The sequence below is a fragment of the Nonomuraea sp. NPDC051191 genome (assembly GCF_044455665.1).
Classification (GTDB): Bacteria; Actinomycetota; Actinomycetes; order Streptosporangiales; family Streptosporangiaceae; genus Nonomuraea.
Window position 1 is genome coordinate 309691 of record NZ_JBITEZ010000003.1, and the last position, 17913, is coordinate 327603.

Annotated in this window: 21 protein-coding genes; 11 read left to right on the forward strand and 10 right to left on the reverse strand. The window is 71.8% G+C overall.

Features of this window, described 5'->3' with window-relative positions; genetic code table 11:
* The first annotated feature begins 14 nt into the window (after positions 1-14).
* Complete coding sequence (locus ACIA8R_RS09880) at positions 15-500, forward strand: DUF1360 domain-containing protein (protein ID WP_357699048.1); 486 nt, start codon at positions 15-17, stop codon at positions 498-500.
* Here ACIA8R_RS09880 and ACIA8R_RS09885 read toward each other — a convergent pair.
* Complete coding sequence (locus tag ACIA8R_RS09885) at positions 497-1450, reverse strand: TIGR03557 family F420-dependent LLM class oxidoreductase (RefSeq protein ID WP_364084812.1); 954 nt, start codon at positions 1448-1450, stop codon at positions 497-499. The two genes, ACIA8R_RS09880 and ACIA8R_RS09885, sit on opposite strands and share 4 nt — an antisense overlap.
* Before the next feature lie 72 nt (positions 1451-1522).
* Here ACIA8R_RS09885 and ACIA8R_RS09890 point away from each other — a divergent pair, with 72 nt between their 5' ends.
* Both ACIA8R_RS09890 and ACIA8R_RS09895 read left to right on the forward strand, forming a co-directional pair.
* On the forward strand, positions 1523-1672 hold the full coding sequence (locus ACIA8R_RS09890) for a GPGG-motif small membrane protein (RefSeq protein ID WP_165959640.1): 150 nt from the start codon (positions 1523-1525) through the stop codon (positions 1670-1672).
* 138 nt (positions 1673-1810) lie between these two features.
* Positions 1811-3592 (forward strand): SpoIIE family protein phosphatase, encoded by a 1782-nt coding sequence (locus tag ACIA8R_RS09895; RefSeq protein ID WP_397037670.1) that lies wholly within the window; start codon positions 1811-1813, stop codon positions 3590-3592.
* 6 nt (positions 3593-3598) lie between these two features.
* Here ACIA8R_RS09895 and ACIA8R_RS09900 read toward each other — a convergent pair whose 3' ends face one another.
* Genes ACIA8R_RS09900 through ACIA8R_RS09910 form a run of 3 tightly spaced genes read right to left on the reverse strand, consistent with a single transcriptional unit; the run spans position 3599 to position 5633 of the window.
* Positions 3599-4339: a metallophosphoesterase gene (locus ACIA8R_RS09900; RefSeq protein ID WP_364084818.1), complete on the reverse strand. Its 741-nt coding sequence runs from the start codon at positions 4337-4339 to the stop codon at positions 3599-3601.
* On the reverse strand, positions 4332-4580 hold the full coding sequence (locus ACIA8R_RS09905) for a BON domain-containing protein (RefSeq protein ID WP_364084821.1): 249 nt from the start codon (positions 4578-4580) through the stop codon (positions 4332-4334). Before ACIA8R_RS09905 ends, ACIA8R_RS09900 begins: the two co-directional genes overlap by 8 nt.
* A gap of 45 nt (positions 4581-4625) precedes the next feature.
* Positions 4626-5633 carry a DNA topoisomerase IB gene (locus tag ACIA8R_RS09910; protein ID WP_397037673.1) on the reverse strand — a complete coding sequence of 336 codons (1008 nt, stop codon included), beginning with the start codon at positions 5631-5633 and terminating at the stop codon, positions 4626-4628.
* Positions 5634-5699: 66 nt separating this feature from the next.
* Here ACIA8R_RS09910 and ACIA8R_RS09915 point away from each other — a divergent pair, with 66 nt between their 5' ends.
* The gene (locus ACIA8R_RS09915; RefSeq protein ID WP_397037675.1) at positions 5700-5954 is read left to right on the forward strand and encodes a hypothetical protein; all 255 of its coding nucleotides are present in this window, start codon (positions 5700-5702) and stop codon (positions 5952-5954) included.
* Positions 5955-5962: 8 nt separating this feature from the next.
* Complete coding sequence (locus ACIA8R_RS09920) at positions 5963-6967, forward strand: SDR family oxidoreductase (protein WP_357699034.1); 1005 nt, start codon at positions 5963-5965, stop codon at positions 6965-6967.
* A gap of 36 nt (positions 6968-7003) precedes the next feature.
* On the opposite strand, the gene ACIA8R_RS09925 is transcribed toward ACIA8R_RS09920, so the two are convergent.
* On the reverse strand, positions 7004-7459 hold the full coding sequence (locus ACIA8R_RS09925; protein ID WP_357699032.1) for a MarR family transcriptional regulator: 456 nt from the start codon (positions 7457-7459) through the stop codon (positions 7004-7006).
* A gap of 63 nt (positions 7460-7522) precedes the next feature.
* Between ACIA8R_RS09925 and ACIA8R_RS09930 the strand changes: the two genes are divergently transcribed.
* Positions 7523-7891, forward strand: coding sequence for a VOC family protein (locus tag ACIA8R_RS09930; protein WP_357699469.1), 369 nt, complete (start codon positions 7523-7525; stop codon positions 7889-7891).
* On the opposite strand, the gene ACIA8R_RS09935 is transcribed toward ACIA8R_RS09930, so the two are convergent.
* Complete coding sequence (locus tag ACIA8R_RS09935; RefSeq protein ID WP_397037677.1) at positions 7861-8076, reverse strand: hypothetical protein; 216 nt, start codon at positions 8074-8076, stop codon at positions 7861-7863. The genes ACIA8R_RS09930 and ACIA8R_RS09935 overlap by 31 nt on opposite strands.
* A gap of 81 nt (positions 8077-8157) precedes the next feature.
* A complete protein-coding gene (locus ACIA8R_RS09940; RefSeq protein ID WP_364084833.1) occupies positions 8158-8565 on the reverse strand; it encodes a RidA family protein in 408 nt (135 codons plus the stop codon).
* Between the two features lie 136 nt (positions 8566-8701).
* Between ACIA8R_RS09940 and ACIA8R_RS09945 the strand changes: the two genes are divergently transcribed.
* Together ACIA8R_RS09945 and ACIA8R_RS09950 are read left to right on the forward strand one after the other, a co-directional pair.
* Positions 8702-9082 carry a helix-turn-helix domain-containing protein gene (locus ACIA8R_RS09945; RefSeq protein WP_364084836.1) on the forward strand — a complete coding sequence of 127 codons (381 nt, stop codon included), beginning with the start codon at positions 8702-8704 and terminating at the stop codon, positions 9080-9082.
* 125 nt (positions 9083-9207) lie between these two features.
* Positions 9208-11034, forward strand: coding sequence for a transketolase (locus ACIA8R_RS09950; RefSeq protein WP_364084839.1), 1827 nt, complete (start codon positions 9208-9210; stop codon positions 11032-11034).
* A 5-nt stretch (positions 11035-11039) separates the two neighbouring features.
* Here ACIA8R_RS09950 and ACIA8R_RS09955 read toward each other — a convergent pair whose 3' ends face one another.
* Both ACIA8R_RS09955 and ACIA8R_RS09960 read right to left on the reverse strand, forming a co-directional pair.
* On the reverse strand, positions 11040-11423 hold the full coding sequence (locus tag ACIA8R_RS09955; RefSeq protein WP_357699025.1) for a ChaB family protein: 384 nt from the start codon (positions 11421-11423) through the stop codon (positions 11040-11042).
* A gap of 13 nt (positions 11424-11436) precedes the next feature.
* The gene (locus ACIA8R_RS09960; RefSeq protein ID WP_352319513.1) at positions 11437-11718 is read right to left on the reverse strand and encodes a hypothetical protein; all 282 of its coding nucleotides are present in this window, start codon (positions 11716-11718) and stop codon (positions 11437-11439) included.
* 38 nt (positions 11719-11756) lie between these two features.
* Between ACIA8R_RS09960 and ACIA8R_RS09965 the strand changes: the two genes are divergently transcribed.
* From ACIA8R_RS09965 to ACIA8R_RS09975, 3 genes are all read left to right on the forward strand, one after another.
* Complete coding sequence (locus tag ACIA8R_RS09965) at positions 11757-12266, forward strand: shikimate kinase (protein ID WP_364084843.1); 510 nt, start codon at positions 11757-11759, stop codon at positions 12264-12266.
* 12 nt (positions 12267-12278) lie between these two features.
* On the forward strand, positions 12279-12833 hold the full coding sequence (locus ACIA8R_RS09970; protein ID WP_397037681.1) for a GNAT family N-acetyltransferase: 555 nt from the start codon (positions 12279-12281) through the stop codon (positions 12831-12833).
* Between the two features lie 105 nt (positions 12834-12938).
* The gene (locus ACIA8R_RS09975) at positions 12939-16181 is read left to right on the forward strand and encodes a protein kinase (RefSeq protein ID WP_397037683.1); all 3243 of its coding nucleotides are present in this window, start codon (positions 12939-12941) and stop codon (positions 16179-16181) included.
* A gap of 13 nt (positions 16182-16194) precedes the next feature.
* Here the strand turns inward: ACIA8R_RS09975 and ACIA8R_RS09980 are convergent, their stop codons facing one another.
* Entirely contained in the window at positions 16195-17838 is a 1644-nt protein-coding gene (locus tag ACIA8R_RS09980) for a serine/threonine-protein kinase (protein ID WP_397037685.1), read from the reverse strand.
* Positions 17839-17913: the final 75 nt, after the last annotated feature.

The following is a 17913-nucleotide window of genomic DNA, read 5'->3' on the forward strand; positions in this document are numbered from 1 at the left end:
TAGCGCCACACCCTATGACCGAGATGCTGGAGAAGACGGAACGGGCGTACGGCAACGGGCACGATCGGCCGCTGGGCGGCTACATGGGCATCCTCGCCACGTACGGGGCGGGGGTGGCCGGCGCGGTGGTGGCCACCGTGCTGACCAAGAGGAAGCTGCCCGAGCGGGTCGGGGTCCTGGACCTCGCGCTCATGGCGGCCTGCACGCACAAGGTCTCCCGGCGCCTGGCCAAGGACCCGGTCATGAGCCCCCTGCGGGCGCCCTTCACCAGGTACGAGGGCCAGGGCGGCCCCTCGGAGGTCCAGGAGGAGCCGCGCGGGCCGATGGGCGAGCTGCTGGCCTGCCCGTTCTGCCTGGCCCAGTGGGCGGCCACCGCGTACGCCGTCGGCCTGGTCTTTGCCCCCAGGGTGACCAGGCTCGTCGGCGCCACGATGACCGCGGTCGCCATCTCCGACTGGCTGCAGCTCGGTTACGCCAAGCTGATGAAGTCGGCCGGCTAGCGCACCCTCGGGAGCACTTCACGCTCGTAGAAGTCGAAGAAGGCGTCCTGCTCGGGGCCGATCTGGTTGACGTAGACCTCGTCGAAGCCGGCGTCCACGTACTGCCTGATCGCCCGCGCGTGGACCTCGGGGTCGGGGCCGACCGGGCTGCCGCCCACGGCCTCGTCCTCGGTGACCGACTCGGCGAGCTGTTCGAAATGGCGTGGCAGCGGCAGGAGCTGCGACGCCTCACCCTTGATCCCCTGCGTGGGCCACAGGCGGTGGACGGTCTTGCGCGCGGTGGCCTCGTCGGCGGCGTAGCAGGCCTTGAGCCCGCCTAGCACCGGTTTGTCCCCGCCGCCGGCCTCGCGGAACATCGTGACCGACCCGGCGTCCGGCGCGGTGGAGATGTAGCCGTCGGCCAGCCGTCCGGCCAGCGTCGTCGACTTCTCGCCGAACCCCGACATCAGGATGGGCGCGGGCTCGTCGGGGAGCGTGTAGAGCCGGGCGGTGTCCACGCGGTAGTGCGCGCCCCGGTGGGTCACCAGCCTGCCGGTGAACAGCTCGCGCATCAGCCCGACGGCCTCTTCGAGCATCTCCAGACGTTCGTCGAGCGGCGGCCAGCGGGACTCGACGACGTGCTCGTTCAGCGCCTCGCCGGTGCCCACGCCCAGCCTGAAGCGTCCGCCGGTGAGCGCCGCCGTAGTGGCGGCGGCCTGCGCGATGACGACCGGGTGCGTACGGACGAGCGGGCAGGTGACGGCTGTGGTGATGGGCAGGGAGGTCGCCTCGGCCAGCGCGCCTATCACGGACCAGACGAAGGGCGCCTGGCCCTGCTCGTCCAGCCAGGGGTGGAAGTGGTCGGAAATCCACAAGGCCGTGAAACCCGCGCGTTCGGCGGCCTTGGCCTGGCGTACCAGTTCTTGGGGGCTGTGTTCCTCGCACGACAAGAAATAGCCGAATGTCGTCATGCAATCCCCACCTGCCCGTTACTGCGGAGAAAAACATGTTAAGGAGTCGCGCGTGGGGGCAGTTGCCGTAGCATGGCTACTTTGCTTTGGATCATCGCTGTAATCCTCGTCATCTCCGGGATCTACGTGATTCTGGCCCGGCGCGACCTCCTCTGGGGGATCGTGCTCATCGTCCTCGGCTTCCTCGTGGGGCCGGGTGGGGTCAGCATCTTCAATGTCTAGGGCGGACGCGCCGCCCTGGACCCCGTCCGCGACCGTCCGCTGGGCCGAACCTCGAGAACGGCCCAGCGGAACACCTAGGTTTACCGAAATATCAGCAGCACCAGCCCTCAATCCCGATTGATCGGGCATGGGGAGCGAGTGAGCAGATTTCCGCCGTTCAGCCGCTACGAAATGAACGCGGCTTCGGCAAGGGTCCGTGAGCAGCTCGCTCACCTGCGCCGCCACCTGCGTTCCCAGGCCATCCTCGACGAGGCCACGGCCCGCCTGGCCACCCGGCTCAACATCCGCCCAGGCGAGGCCGCGGAGCAACTCGCCAGGATGGCCCAGCACAGCGGTCTGGAGCTGACCGAGGTCGCCAGGGGCATCGAACCGCTGCCCGAGCAGGAGCTCGAACAGCCCGAGGTGCCCCAATGGGTACGCGGCATGCTGGCGGGCGTGCACGCCTCGGCCATCTTCCTCACCCCCGTCCAGGACGACGCGGGCCGCGTCGTCGACTTCCTGGTCCTGGCCGCCAACAAGCACGCCAGGACCCCGGCCGGACGTACGGCCGACGACCTGGCCGGGGGCCGCCTTCTGGCGGTCAGCCCCGGCGTGGCCGGTTCGGGCCTGCTCGACGACTACATCGCCGTGTACGAGACGGGCGAGCCCCTCCACCACATGCCGATGGAGTTCGTCGAGGCCATGGACTACCGGCTGTGGCCGGCGACCCTGAGCGTGCGTGCCTCGCGCGTGGACGAGGGTCTGCTGGTGACCTGGCGCATCCTCGACGACGAGGAACTGCTGGTCTCCGGCTGGGAACGCGCGCAGCGCCTGGCCGAGCTGGGCTGGGGCGAGTGGAACCTGGCGACCGAGCGCACACTGTGGACGCCTCAGATGTACGAGATGTTCGGCCGCGACCGCGCCGACGGCCCGATGGCCCTGGAAGAGCTGCCCAGCGTGGTGGTCGCCGACGACCTGCCGCTCATGGACGAGCAGATCCGCACGCTGCTGGAGTTCCGCGAGGCCGTGGAGAACGAGTTCCGCATCCAGCACCGGCACGGCGTGCGCCACCTGTGCGTCTACAGCGAGCCGATCCTCGACGGCGACGGCGTGCCGATCAAGGTCCGCTCCCTGGTCCAGGACGTCACCAAGAACCGCCGCAGGGAACGCGCGCTGGCCGTGGCGCACGAGCAGGCGACCAAGGAGAAGGAACGGGCCGAGCAGGAGCACCGGATCACCGTCCAGCTCCAGGACACGATCCTGCCGATCCGCCGGGGGCTCATCAGCCTGCCGGGGCTCAGCGTGGGCGTGCGCTACCTGCCGGGCGAGGAGCTGGCCAGTCTCGGGGGCGACTGGTTCAAGGCCCGTCTGATCACCGACGGCCGCGTCCTGCTGGCCATCGGCGACGCCATGGGCCACGGCCTGACCGCCGCGAGCATCATGTTGCAGATGCGCTCGGGGCTGGCCGGGCTGGCGTACACGGGCGCTCCCGCGGGCCGGCTCGCCACCTGGCTGAACGACCTCATCGTGCACTCCAACGAGGGCATCACCGTCACCGGCACCGCGATCATCGGCCACTTCGACCCCGAGCCGCGCACGTTCGCCTGGACCAACGCCGGGCACCCGCCGCCCGTCCTGATCAGGGACGGGCAGGGGAAGCCGATCGAGGGGGTCACCGGCACCCTGCTGGGGGCCTTCGACGCGGCCGAGTTCGGCATGACCGTCACCCAGCTCGAACCGGGCGACACCCTGCTCATGTACACCGACGGCGTCGTCGAGCGGCGCGGTCAGGACCTGGACGCGGGGGTCGCCGCGCTCGTCCGGGCCTCGCACGCGTGCGTGGGGGACGATCCCGAGCAGATGATCGACTGCGTGCTGGAACGGCTCGGCGCCGACAGCGCCACCGACGACGTGTGCGTCATCGCCGCACGGGTGCTGTGAGGGCCGTCAGTCGTCGTAGTCGTTGCCGGGCTCTTCCAGGCAGTAGACGCCGTACGCCTTGCCGAGGACGGGCAGGGCGACGTTGCGGACGCGGATGCCGCCCGAGGTCGTGCCCTTCTCCGTGCCCTTGTGGGCGTGCCCGTGCAGGATGAGGTCGGCCCCCGCCGTGTCCACCGCCTCGGCCAGCAGGTAGCTGCCGAGGAAGGGGTAGATCTCCAGCGGCTCGCCCTCCAGCGTCTCCTTGATCGGGGAGTAGTGGGACAGCACCACGCGCTGGTCGGCCACCAGCTCCTTCAGCGCGACCTTCCACGCCTCGGCGATGTAGCGCGTGTGGGAGATGAAGTTCTTGATCTCGCGCTCGCCGAACTCGCTCGCGCTCTTGCCGGCGAACCCGCCGCCGAACCCCTTGCCGCCGACCACGCCCAGCTTCCGGTCACCGCACTGGATCACCGTGCCGTCGTCGTCGAGCACGATGACGCCGGCGTCCCGCAGCTCGGCGGCGATCTCGTACTGCAGGTCGGAGTGGTAGTCGTGGTTGCCCAGGACGGCCACGGTGGGGATGGGCAGGCCGCGCAGCTCGTCGGCCACGAGCCGCCCCTCCTCCAGCGTGCCGTGCCGGGTGAGGTCGCCCGCGAGCATGAACACGTCGGCGCGTTCCTCGATGCCCTCAAGCCTGCGCCGGTACTGGCCTCTGACGTCCTCGCCCAGGTGGATGTCGCCCACCGCCGCTATTCGCAGGTCAGTCAAGATGCTCATCCTCCCCCGGCACCGAGACGTCGACCACGCGTATCTCGTTGTGCAGGTGCAGCTCGGGCGCGATCTCCCGCGCCACCTGGCCGAGCCTGTCGCGCTGCTCGGCTCCGCTCACCTGACCACGCAGGAACAACTGGTCGCCGCGGACGTCGACCCGTATGCCGAGCTCGTTCGTGCGTCCGTCCTCGGCCAGCGCCCGTTGGACGCGGGCCGCGACGTACTGCGGAGCTTCCATCGTCTGTCTCCTTCCATTGTCGCCGCATGCCCGGGGATTAACGGCTCAAACAGCGCGAATCAGGTCTATGACCGCCCGTTCCACCGTCCCGTGCGTGGCGAGCTGGCCGTAGTCGGTGTCGGCTCCGAGCTCCGTCAGGGCCGCGGCGATCGTCCTGTTCTGGTCGTACGCCTCCACCACCCGCGGGTCCACGTACGACGCCCGCGCCACGGTCGGCGTGTTGCCCAGATACTCGGCCACCTCCCGCATCACCCGGGTGACCGCCCGCTTCCTGGCCGTGCCGCTCCCCCGGGCGTGTCCGGAGACCGCCAGGCCCACGGCGGCCAGGACGGTCGCGTGCCAGGTGCGGAAGTCCTTGGCGGTGACCTCGTACCCGATCAGTTCGCGCAGGTAGTCGTTGATGTCCTCGCTCCTGACGTCCTCCCACCCGCCTTTCGGACGGCGGTAGCGCAGCAGCTCGCCCTCCGCGCCGAGCGCCTTGAGCGAACGCAGCACCGTGCACGCCCCCGGATCGGCCACCTCGACCTCGCGGGAGATGTCCCCCTTGGCCTGGTAGGCACAGGTCACGATGCCGTTCCGGCACGTCACGTGCTCCATGCGCAGGGTGGCCAGGCCGTAGGTGTCATAGCTCTCGCCGCCGATCCTGAAGAACCCGATGTCCAGCAGGCGGGCGGCGGCGGCGAGCACCCGGTCCCTGGTCAGGCCGCGGCCCTTGAGCCGGTCGTCCACGGCCTGCCTGAAGGCGGGCAGGCGCTCGGCCACCTCCAGCACGTGGTCGAACTTCGCCTTGTCCTGCTGCTCGCGCCAGAGGTCGTGGTAGCGGTACTGCCGGCGTCCGGCCGCGTCCGTGCCGACGGCCTGGAGGTGGCCGCGCGGAGAGGGGCAGATCCACACGTCCTTCCACGCCGGGGGGATGACGAGCGACCGGATGCGCTGCAGTGTCGCGCTGTCGCGCACCGGCCGCCCGTCCGGTCCTTCGTAGCTGAAGCCTCGCCCGCGGCGACGCCTGACGATCCCCGGCTCACTCTGATCACTCGGACGCAGCTCGGGCACGCAGGGCGGCTACCCAGGACGTTAGGCAACAAACAGGACGGGCAGGTGAGCGGCATGCCTGAGAACATGGATGACGGTAGATGGTACGAGCAGGGTGACCGGAAGGGGCACCCCATGGTGCCCGCCACACCGCGCGACGTGGTGCACATCAGGGTGGGGTCGTTCATCCTGGTGTTCCTCTTCGCGTTCACGGTGCTGGGGCTCATAGCGGGTGCGCCGGTGATGGCGGGGATCGCGATCGTGTTGTTCATCGTCACGATCATCGACATCGCCATGGCGATCCGGCGGCAGAAGGAACGAGGAACGGGAGAGGCAGGCTGACAGTCGACATGGCATCCCTTCGAGGACGCGTGGTAGTGGTGACAGGCGCCAGCGGCGGGGTCGGACGGGCGGTGGTGCGCGAACTCGGCGCCCGCGGCGCCCGCGTGGCCCTGGTCGCACGCGGCGAGGCGGGCCTCGGCGCGGCCGCCGTGGACGTGGGGACCGCGGGCGGGGACGCGCGGGTCTACGAGGCGGACGTGGCCGAGTACGAGCAGGTGAAGGCGGCGGCGGAACGCGTCGAGGCGGAGATGGGACCGATCTCCGTCTGGATCAACTGCGCCTTCTCCTCAGTGTTCGCCAAGTTCGCCGACATCTCGCCGGATGAGTACGCCCGTACCACTTCGGTGACGTACCTCGGCTACGTGTGGGGCACCAAGGTCGCCCTCGACCTCATGGGCCCCCGCAACGCCGGGACGATCGTCCAGGTCGGCTCGGCCCTGAGCCACCGCGGCATCCCCCTGCAATCGGCGTACTGCGGGGCCAAGCACGCCATCAAGGGCTTCACCGAATCGCTGCGCACCGAGCTCCTGGCCGACCGCAGCGGCGTCGAGGTCACGCTGGTCCAGCTCCCGGCGGTCAACACCCCTCAGTTCGAGTGGGTCCTGTCCAAGCTGCGGCGGCACCCCCAGCCCGTCCCCCCGATCTACCAGCCGGAGGTCGCGGCCCGCGCCATCGTCTACGCCGCCGAGCACCCCGGACGCAAGGAGTACTGGGTGGGCGCCAGCACCGCCGCCACCCTCCTGGCCCAGCGCGTCGCCCCCGCCCTCGTGGACCGGTACCTGGCCAGGACCGGCATCAAGTCCCAGCAGACGGACGAGAAGCAGCCGAGCGGGGTGTCCAACCTCTGGGAGCCGGCCGACGAGGACAAGGACTACGGGGCGCACGGGACGTTCGACCAGCGCTCACACGGTCACAGCCCCCAGCTGTGGCTGTCCCAGCACCGGCGCGCGGTGATGCTGGCGGCGGGGGGCGTGGTCGCGGCGGTCACGGCGGCCCGCCGACTCAACCGCTGACCCGGCGGCGAAGGCGGGCCACCTCGGAGCGCCGAGCTATGCGTCGTCACCGTCGCGCAGGGAGTGAATCATGCTCCGCAGGATCCGGAAGGCGTCCGACTGCTCGGTCTCGTTCATCCCGGCCAGCATTCTGACCTCGACGGACCGGACCGCCGCGCTCGCCTTCTCCAGGCTCCGCCGGCCGCTGGGCGTGAGCCGCGCCGGAAGGGCCTTCCCGACCGGCGCCGCCGCGGGCCTGGTCACGTAGCCGTCTCGTTCCAGGGCCTGGAGCAGCACGTTCATCGACTGCCGGGTCACGAACGCGCCACGCGCGAGCTCGGAGTTCGACAGGCCCGGCCGTTGGGCCAGCAGTTCCAGGCAGGAGTAGTGCGTCACGGTCATCCCGAGCGGCCGCAGCACCTCCTCCATGGCTGCGCGCAGGGCGCTCGAAGCCTCTTTCAGCAGGTAGCCCAGCGATTTGTCCAGGTCGATGCCGCCACCGCTTTGACTCATGTCAGTATTCTGACATACATTGCTGCGTGTCAGTATCCTGACATGAAGAGAAGGAGCATCACCATGCCCGTCACCGGCCCCGACTTCATCTCGCTCCAGGCGCGCGACCTCGGCGCTTCACAGGCGTTCTACGAGCGCTACCTCGGCCTCGTCCGCTCGCCGGCCGGGCCTCCGCACGCCGTCGTCTTCGAGACGAAGCCGATCGCGTTCGCCCTGCGCGACGTCGTCCCCGGCACCGATCTCGCGTCCGTGGCCCAGCCCGGCATCGGCGCCTCGATCTGGCTGCACGCCACCGACGTCCAGGCCATCCACGACGCCCTCGTCGCCGACGGCCACACCATCGTCTCCGCACCGATCGACGGCCCCTTCGGCCGCACCTTCACCTTCGCCGACCCCGACGGCTACCAGGTCACCCTCCACGACCGCGCCTGAAGGCGGCCGTCCTGGCGCGGAAGCGGCGTGCCTGCGACGCCGGGGATCGGGTCCCCGCCCTCGGCCAGAATGCCGCGCCACTTGCCGCGCCGCTCCTCGATCCCGGCCTCGGCGACCTTCGGCGCACACAACGGACCGTGGATCTCGCCGAGGACGTCCCCGTCACCGGGCCGCGGGGGCTTCACTTCACTGAGAGAAACTGAGAAGTGGGTTCTGAACGACGTTTCTCAGTTGGTTCTCAGTACATCGCCTCCGGCATTGCCCGGTCAGGGGAGGAGGGCGGTGGCTTCGATCTCGACCAGGTGGTCGGGGACGGCCAGGGCGGCGACTCCCAGCAGGGTCGCCGGTGGGGTCGACGTCACCCCCAGCTTCGCCTTCGCCCGGGAGATCCCCTCCAGGAGGGCGGCCATCCGGTCGGGGGTCCAGTCCACGACGTGGACGGTCAGTTTCGCCACGTCGTCGAACGTGCCGCCCGCTCCGGCCAGGGCGGTGGCGAGGTTGAGGTAGCACTGCTCGACCTGCGCGGTGAGGTCGCCGGCGCCGATCGTGGTGCCGTCGGCGTCCCAGGAGACCTGGCCGGCGACGAAGACCAGCCTCGTCCCCGACGCGACCGCCACCTGGTGGTAGACGTCGACCTCGGGCAGCCCCTCGGGGTTCAGCAGGGTGACGGGCATGGTGGTGCGCCTCCTCGGAACACGGGCGGCCGGAACGCGTGCGCGGCCGCCTCACAGTCTCTTGTGGTTACTGAGGAACTGTAGGAGAGTGTCCGCTGACGTGGAAGAACGCACTTTTCAGTGACTGGGGAACCTCATGGTGACCAAGCAGTTCAAGGGCCCGGACGGCGAGGCGGACCTGAGACGGGCCGACTCCCTGGCACGGGAGATCTTCTCGGACGTCGCCAACAAGTGGGCGTTCCTGATCATCGAGGCAATCGGCGAGGGCACCCTGCGGTTCGGCGAGCTGCGCGACCAGGTCGAGGGCATCAGCCACAAGATGCTCACCCAGAACCTGCGCATGCTGGAGCGCAACGGGCTGGTCGAGCGGGAGGTGTATCCGACCGTGCCGCCGCGGGTGGAGTACACCCTCACCGAGCCGGGGCGGGCCCTGCGCGCGACGGTCGACGCGATGTGCCACTGGACGCAGCGCCACCTCGGCGAGATCGAGGCGGCCCGCCGCCGCTTCGACACCTGACACCCCGACCCAGGCCGCCCCGCGAGGGATGTTTCAACTGTGGATAAATGGGGTCAGGTGGCGTCAAGCCCGAGTTAAGCCGCGCCCAGGGGGTAGGCGGCGTGAAACTCACGAGGAGGGTCTTGATGCCTGAACGCGATCTCCAGTATTTGACCGAACTGGCCGCGCAACTGCGCGTCGACTCCGTACGCGCCGCCGCGGCGGCCGGTTCCGGGCACCCCACCTCGTCCATGTCGGCGGCGGACCTGATGGCCGTGCTGTTCGCCTGCCACCTCAGGTACGACTTCGACCGCCCCGACAACCCCGGCAACGACCACCTGATCTTCTCCAAGGGCCACGCCTCCCCCCTTCTCTACTCGCTCTACAAGGCGGCGAAGGTCATCGACGACGAGGAGCTGCTGTCGTTCCGGCACAGGGGAAGCAGGCTGGAGGGGCACCCCACCCCCCGGCTGCCCTGGGTCGACGTCGCCACGGGCTCGCTCGGGCAGGGGTTGCCGGTGGGCGTGGGCGTGGCCATGGCGGGACGGCTGGAACGGTTGCCGTACCGGGTGTGGGTACTGTGCGGTGACAGTGAGCTGGCCGAGGGGTCCATCTGGGAGGCGGCCGAGCACGCGGGGGCCGAGGGGCTGGCCAACCTGGTCGTGATCGTGGACGTGAACCGGCTGGGACAACGCGGCCCGACCAGGCACGGATGGGACACGGGGGCGTACGCGCGCCGCTTCGGCGCCTTCGGCTGGCACACGATCGAGATCGACGGGCACGATCCCGGGCAGATCGACTTCGCGCTCGGGGACGCCTGCAACACCCGCCGACGTCCCACCGCGATCCTGGCCAAGACCCGCAAGGGCGAGGGGGTCACCGAGGTCGAGAACCGGGAGGGCGCGCACGGCAAGCCGCTCAAGGATCCCGACAAGGCCATCGACGAGCTGGGCGGCCCGCGCAGCGTCCGGGTGGACGTGCACCCCCCGGAGGGCGAGGCGGAGCCGTTCCACTTCGACACGCGACCGGCGACGGTGCCCGAGTACGAGGTCGGCGGGAAGGCCGCGACCAGGAGCGCGTTCGGCGCTGCGCTGGCGGCGCTCGGCGCGGCCCGCGGCGACGTGGTGGCGCTGGACGGCGAGGTGGCCGACTCGACCAAGACCCAGGAGTTCGGCGAGGCGTTCCCCGAGCGCTTCTTCGAGATGTACATCGCCGAGCAGCAGCTCGTGGCGGCGGCCGTCGGCCTGTCGGTACGCGGCTGGACCCCGTACGCGGCCACCTTCGCGGCGTTCCTGACCAGGGCGCACGACTTCATCAGGATGGCCGGCGTGAGCCAGGCGTCGATCCGGCTGGTCGGCTCGCACGCCGGCGTCTCGATCGGCGAGGACGGCCCCTCGCAGATGGGCCTGGAGGACCTGGCCATGATGCGGGCGGTGTACGGCAGCACGGTGCTGTACCCGTGCGACGCCAACCAGGCGGCGGCGCTGACCGTCGAGATGGCGGACGTGTCAGGGGTGTCCTACCTGCGCACCACGCGCGGGGAGACCCCGGTCATCTACCCGCCGGGCGAACGGTTCCCGGTGGGCGGCTCGCGGGTGCTGCGGCGCTCGCCCGACGACCGGGCCACGATCGTGGCGGCGGGCATCACGGTGCACGAGGCGCTGGCGGCGGCCGAGGAACTGCAGGCGGCCGGCGTCCCGGTCGGCGTGATCGACCTGTACTCGGTCAAGCCGGTGGACGCGGCGGTGCTGGTGGAGGCGGCCACGACGACGGGCAACCTGATCACGGTCGAGGATCACCGGCTGGAGGGCGGTCTCGGCGACGCCGTGCTGGACGCCGTCAGCGAGCTCGGCCCGCGGGTGGTGAAGCTCGCCGTGACCGGGTTGCCCGGGTCGGCGACGCCTGAGGAACAGCTCGCGGACGCCCGCATAGACCGCCACGCGATTGCCGCGGCGGTCAAGCGGTTGCTTTGAAGGAACTAGCGGGCCTTCGCCGTGGCCTTCCTGTTGGCCTTCTTGATGGCGTCCACCAGTTCCTTCTTGGTCATCCTGGATCGGCCGCGCACCCCGAGCCTGGACGCCACGCCCTGCAAGTGCTCCTTGCTGGCGTTGGCGTCCACGCCCTCCTCGGTCCGGCCGGAGCGGTCGGTCGCGCCCTTGTCGGACGGTCCCTTCTGCCCCTTCGCCTCCCAGTGGTCTCCGACCTTCTCGAAGGAGTGCTTGAGGGCGGCGAACGCGGTCATGTGCGCGCGCCGCCCCTCTCCGTACTCCTTCACGGCGGAGTCGTGCGCCTTGATCCACGTGTTCTGCGCCTTCTTGGGCGAACGCTTGATGGTCGACGGCAGCTCGTCAACGGCTGGCATGTCGATTCACCTCCTACAGCGGCGGCTCGTCGTAGTGGCGGCGCTCCTCGTACACCGTGGTCCTGCGGGTCTCCGGCTCCTCGTAGATCTCGTGCCGGTGCACCGGCTCGTCGATGGGGCCGACCGCCCTGCGGGTGACGCTGATCCGGTAGATGCCGAACAGCAGCCCCGCCAGGCCACCGAGCATGAGGATGACGCCGACGACGTTGATGTCGAGACCGGCGAGATCGAACTCGACGGCCCAGGTGAGGATCGCACCGAGCATGATGAGGATGATGCTTCCGGCGATGGTCATCAGATTTACCTCCTTGACACGAAGGAACCTCTATCCACATGTCGAAAAACAAACCAGTCGTGGTGATCGGGCTGATGGGATCGGGTAAGACGACCGCGGGCCGCCTCCTGGCCACGGCGCTGGCGATGCCGTTCACCGACAGCGACCCGTTCCTGGAGAAGGAGTACGGCGGCACGGCGGCGCAGATCGCCGCCCGCGAGGGCGCGGACGCGCTGCACCGGTACGAGGCCGAGCACGTGCTGGCGGCGCTGGCGGACGAGCCGAAGGTGATCGCGGCGGCGGCCAGCACCGTCGAGGACCCCCGGGTGCGTGCGGCGTTGCGCGACGCGTTCGTGGTCTGGGTGGACGCCGCCGACGCCGTCCTGGCGCAGCGCATGAGCTCGGGCGCGCACCGCCCCGAGTTCCAGCCGGCGGAGATGCGGGCCCGGCGCGAGCGGTATTTCGAGCAGGTCGCGGACCTGACCTGTGACGTCGGCGTGCTGACCCCGGAGGAGGTGCGCGACGCGGCACTGAGGAAAATGGGTTTGCCGGTCGATGACCAGGGCTGATACCCAAAGGGGATGTTCGCCGAGAAACCCACTCTGACGGGGAAGCTGGTCAGGTTGCTGCCGGTCGGCCCCGAGCACGTCGAGGGCCTGCTCACATTGGTCGGCGACCCGGAGGTGACCCGGCTGACGGGCACCCACGGCGAGGCCGACCCCGAGGTGGCCCGCCAGTGGTACAGCACGAGAGGCGAGCACGCCGACCGGCTCGACCTGGCCGTCATGGCCGGCGACGAGTACGTGGGCGAGGTCGTGCTCAACGAGCTCGACCGGCACAACCTGTCGTGCAACCTGCGGATCGCGCTGATCGGCGCCCGGGTCTTCGGCAAGGGCTACGGGAGCGAGGCGATCGAGCTGGTCCTCGACCACGCCTTCGCCACCACGCCGCTGCACCGGATCAGCCTCGAGGTCTACTCCTTCAACGACCGGGCCCGGCACGTCTACAAGAAGGCCGGGTTCGTGGAGGAGGGCGTGCAACGCGACACCCTGCTGTGGGAGGGCGAGTGGCACGACTCCGTGACGATGTCGGTGCTGCGTCCGGAGTGGCAGTCAAGATCCGGGAACCTGGCATAATGATCATGACGCATGGGTCCCCCGAGGCGCGCGGGGGACCTGTGGTCGTTCTCCCACAACCAACGGCCGCTCCGGCGCATCTAAGCATCAGTGACGATGCGCTTGGTGCCTGGTGATCCCGAGAGGCTGGGCGGCTTCTGGCTGGCCGCCCGGCTCGGCGCGGGCGCGCGCGGAGTGGTCTACGACGCCTACGACGACGACGGCCGCCGCTACGCGGTCAAGGTGCCGCGGGTCGAGGTGGAGCCGGTCGCGCGGGTGACCTGCCCGCATCTGGCGGAGGTGGTCGCGTCCGGGGTCGATCACGGCGTCCCTTACGTGGTGAGCGAGTTCGTCGACGGGCCCGACCTGCGGCAGGCGGTCGAGCGGCACGGGCCGTACCGGGGCGAGGAGCTGGCGGCGCTGGCCGGGGCGCTGGCGGGGGCGCTGAGCACGCTGCACGCGGCCGGGCTGACACACCGTGACCTGCGGCCGGAGAGCGTGCTGCTGGCGGCGGGCGGCCCCAAGGTCATCGACATGGGGGCGGCGGTCGGCGGGTCGCTGGGGGCGACGTGCACGTACCTGGCCCCGGAGATCCTGACCGGCAGCGGCCACGAGGCGGCGACCGACGTCTTCTCCTGGGGGGCCGTGGTGCTCTACGCGGCCACGGGCGGCGATCCGTTCTCCGGACGCAGCCTGGGCGTGGTGCTGCACCGGCTGCTGACCGTCGACCCCGACCTGAGCGCCCTGCCCGAGGGGCTGCGCGAGCTGGTCGGACGGGCGCTGGCCAAGGATCCCGCCGCCCGGCCCGCGGCGCACGAGCTGCTGGTCGAGGCCGACCCCGCCGCGCTGCGCCCGCCGGACGGAGTGGCCGGCCACCGGTCGCTCGGCGAGCTGGCCGAGGACGTCTACGCCGGGCTCACGCCGCGCCAGCAGGAGGCGGTGCCGGGGCTGCTGCTGCGCCTGATGGACGGCGACGAGCCCCACGACGAGGGCGGCGTGCTGGCCCCGCTCATGGCGGCCGGGCTGCTCGTGCGCCGCAGCGTCCGGGTGCCGCCCACCGAGACCCCGGTCGGCAAGCTCGTGGCCGTGCGCGACGACCGGGTGGGGCCGGCCAGCGCCGCGCTCTACCGGGCCTGGCCACGCCTGCGCGGGTGGGTGGCCGACGAGCGTGACGGCCTGGCCGTCCACCGGGAGCTGCGCCTGGCGGCCGACCGGTGGTCGCGCCACCGGCGCGGGCAGACGTACCTCTACCGGGGCGACCGGCTCGACACGGCGCTCGGCTGGGCCGCGGCCAGGCGCCGCCACCTGCGCCTCAACCAGCTCGAACGCGACTTCATCGGCGCGAGCGTGGCCATGTCGAAGCAGCGCAGGCGGCTGCTGCGCCCGTCGCTGGCGACGCTGGCCGCCGCCCTGGCCGTCGCGGTGTCGATGTCGGCCCTCTCCCTGAACGGCGAGCAGCAGCTGCGGGGGCAGCTCCTGGAGGCCAACGCGCGGGCCGTCGCCGCCCGCGCCGAGGCGCTGCGCTCCTCCGACCCGCGTACGGCGATGCGGCTGAGCGTGGCGGCCTGGCGGATGTCGCCGGTGTTCGAGGCGCGGGCGGCGTTGCAGGCCTCGCTCGCGCAGCCCGAGCTGGGCGTGTTCACCGACCCCGCGGCCGACGAGCGGGCCGGCTACCTGCTGCGCGGCGACGAGCTGGTCAGGTGGGGCGACGGCACGCTGACCGTCTGGGACGTCCGCGGCGGCCGGCAGCTCGCCACGCGCGCGCTCCCCGAAGGCAGCGCCGCCCTGAGCGAGGACGGCCGGTACGCCGAGGGCCCGGACGGCCGGCCCGTCGAGGTCGCCACCGGCCGTACCCCCGAGACCGGGACGTACGCGATCACCAGCGGGAACCGGACGAAGGTGTACCGGGGCGGCGAGGTGCTGTTCGACGTGAGCGACCGCCGGGTGGCGGTGTCCCGCGACGGGAGCCGGGCCGCGTTCTCCGGCCTGGACGGGCGGGTCGAGCTGTGGGCGCTGCCGGGCCGGACCAGGGAACGGGTGATCACCGTACGGCCGCAGTCCGGGCCGGACCGGTCGGCGCCGCCTCTGGCGTTCAGCCCCGACGGCCGCACCCTGGCCGTGGCGGGCCGCGACGGCGTGACGCTGGTCACGCCCGGCGCCGAGCCGCCGAAGGGCGCCTCCGCCGCCGACTCGGCCCCCGCCCCCGTCGCCGCCTTCGCGGCGGAGGCGGGCGACGGTGAGAGGCTGTCGGACACCTCCGCCGGCACCCCCGTGTTCAGCCCCGACGGCAACCTGCTCGCCCTTCCCGGCCGGGACGAGGTGCGCGTCTGGAGCGTGGCCGACCGGCGGCTGGCCGGGGCCTACCACTTCCGCGGCGACCAGCACGGCGGCCTGGCCTTCTCCGCCGACGGCCGCACGCTGCGCTACCTGAGCGGGCTTGGCTCGGTCGTCTCGCTCGACGTCCCCGGGCTGCCCGCGCCCTCCCCCGGCGTCCGCACCGCCGCGCTGTCGAGCGACGGCCGGGTCGCGGCCAAGGACGTGGGCGACGCCATCCGGCTCACCGACGTGGTGGCGCGCAGGCCGCTGGCCGAGATCGCCGCCACCGGCGACGTGACCTTCGACGCGGCGGGCAGGCTGCTGGCGGTGGCGGGCGACCCGGTCACCGTCTGGGAGGCGTCCGGCGGCAGGAGGGTGAGCGCCGTCGACGCGGGCGGCGACGTGTCGGCCGTGGCCCTGTCCCCCGGCGGCGACACGCTGGCCACCGCCCGTGGCCGCCTGCTGGAGACCTGGGACGTGCGCGCGGGCCGCCGGATCAAGGTCTACGAGGGGGCCGGCGACCTGGCGATGGCCTTCAGCCCCGACGGCTCGACGCTCGCCTCCGGCACGAACCTGCTCGACCTGCGTACGGGCGAGGTCACCCCGCTCGCCCCGGCCGCCGACCGGCCCACCGCGCTCGCCTTCTCCCCCGACGGCCGCACGCTGGCCCTCGGGCTCGGCGGCGGACGCGTGGAGCTGTGGGACGTACGGGAGCGCGAGCGGGCCGGCACGGTCGTGACCGGCTCGGCCCCCGTACGCGACCTGCGCTTCTCCCCCGGCGGCGACCTGCTGGCGATCGACGCCGAACGCACCTCCCTGTGGGACGCCGGCACGCTGCGCGAGGTCGGCCAGGTGGGTTCGTGGGCCGAGGGGCTGGCCTTCAGCCAGGACGGCCGCACGCTGCGCGGCGTGGCGGCCGACGGCAGCGTACGCGAGAGCCCGGTCGACCCGGCGCTGACGGCGCGGGAGGTGTGCGCCCGCGCGGGCGGGCCGCTCAGCCAGGACGAGTGGAGCCGCCTGATCCCGGAGAGCGGCTACCAGGGCGGCTGCTGAGCCGCCCGGCCGGTCAGGAGGCGCGGTAGGTCTTGAGCACCCTGCCCTGGGGGTCGGCCACCAGGTAGCCCGTGCGGTAGGCGTCGCCCAGGTAGACGAGCAGGACCTGCTTGGTGCTGGTGAAGACGAAGTTGGGGTCGACGATGAGGTAGCGCGAGGTGGGCTTGCGCACGCCGAGGACGCCCTCGGCCTTCTTGAGCAGGCCGGGCATGGCGTCCCAGTTGTACTTGGCCAGGTCGACGGTGGGGGTGCGGACCGTGGAGCCGGCGCCCTCGCGGGAGGCCACGCCGTCGCGGTAGGCGTAGCGGTCGTAGATGGTCGGGTCGCCCTTGACCGGCGCCTCGGCGGAGATGTACGTCGGGTAGACGACCATCCGGACGACCTTGGTGCCGCCCATGACCGGCTTGAGCGCCTTGATCGCGGCGCGGATGCCGTCGGCGGTGAGCAGGTTCTCCGGCTGCGGCTTCGGCTCGTCGGTCTCCGCCGGCTCCTGGGCGTCGGTGGTCTCCATCGGGGTGACCCGCGGCGTCTGCGGCTGCTCCGGCTCCTCCGCGCCGCGCACGCCCGGGAGCAGCGTGTAGACCAGCACGCCGGTCACCGCCAGCGCGCCCACGGAGGCCGTCACGGCCGCGACCGGCGAGCGGCGGGAGCGGCGCGACGACATGGTCCCGGCGTGCGAGAACGACGGCTCCGGCCCCCAGGGCCGCGGCCCCCCGGGCGGCACGGTGGCCCCTGGCGGCGGCCCGTGGTGGAGGGGGCCCGAGGGTGGGGAGGGGTGGCCGGGCGGGAAGGGGGCCCGGGGTGGCGGGAGGTAGGCATGCGGGGCGGAGCCCGGGTCGGCGACGGCGGCGAGCAGGCGGTCGAGGGTCTCGGCGTCGGGCCGGCCGGCCGGGTCGCGGCGCAGCAGGGCGCCGAGCACGGGCGCGAGCGGCCCGGCCCGCTCCGGCGGCGGAACCTCCTGGTTGAGCACGGCGGCCAGCGTCGCCAGCGTGGTGCTCCTGCGCAGCGGGTGGCGGCCCTCGACGGCCACGTACAACATCATGCCGAGCGACCACAGGTCGGAGGCGGGGTCGCCCTCGTGGCCGTTGATGCGCTCGGGCGCGATGTACTCCGGCGAGCCGATGAACGACCCGGTCGCCGTCAGGCTGGTCGACTCGCGCACGGCGGCGATGCCGAAGTCGGTGAGCACCGAGCGGCCGTCCTCGCGCAGCAGCACGTTGGCGGGTTTGACGTCGCGGTGCTGGATGCCGACCGCGTGCGCGGCGCGCAGCGCGGACAGCACCTCGCGGCCCAGGCGGGCGGTCTCCCAGGGCGTCATCGGCCCGCGGGTGAGACGGTCCTGGAGCGAGCCGCCGGTGACCAGCTCCATGACGATCCACGGGTAGCCGTCGGCGCCCGGATCGACGATGTGGTGGATGGTGGCGACGTGCGGATGGTTCAGCCTGGCCAGCGCGCGGGCCTCGCGCAGCACCCGGGCGCGCAGCTCGCGGGCGCCCTCCGGATCGTGCTCCTCGAACGACGGGTCGGGCGGCCGGACCTCCTTCAGCGCGACCTCGCGGTGGAGGGCGGTGTCCCAGGCGCGCCACACCAGGCCCATTCCACCGCCGCCGAGCCTCTCGGTCAGCTCGAAGCGGTTGTCGATCACGCGTTTGTGCATGGGAAGCAGCGTAGGGCCGCCTCGCGGTCGCCGTCATCAGGGCCGTCATGAGGGCGGTCGTCACGGCCCCCGGAG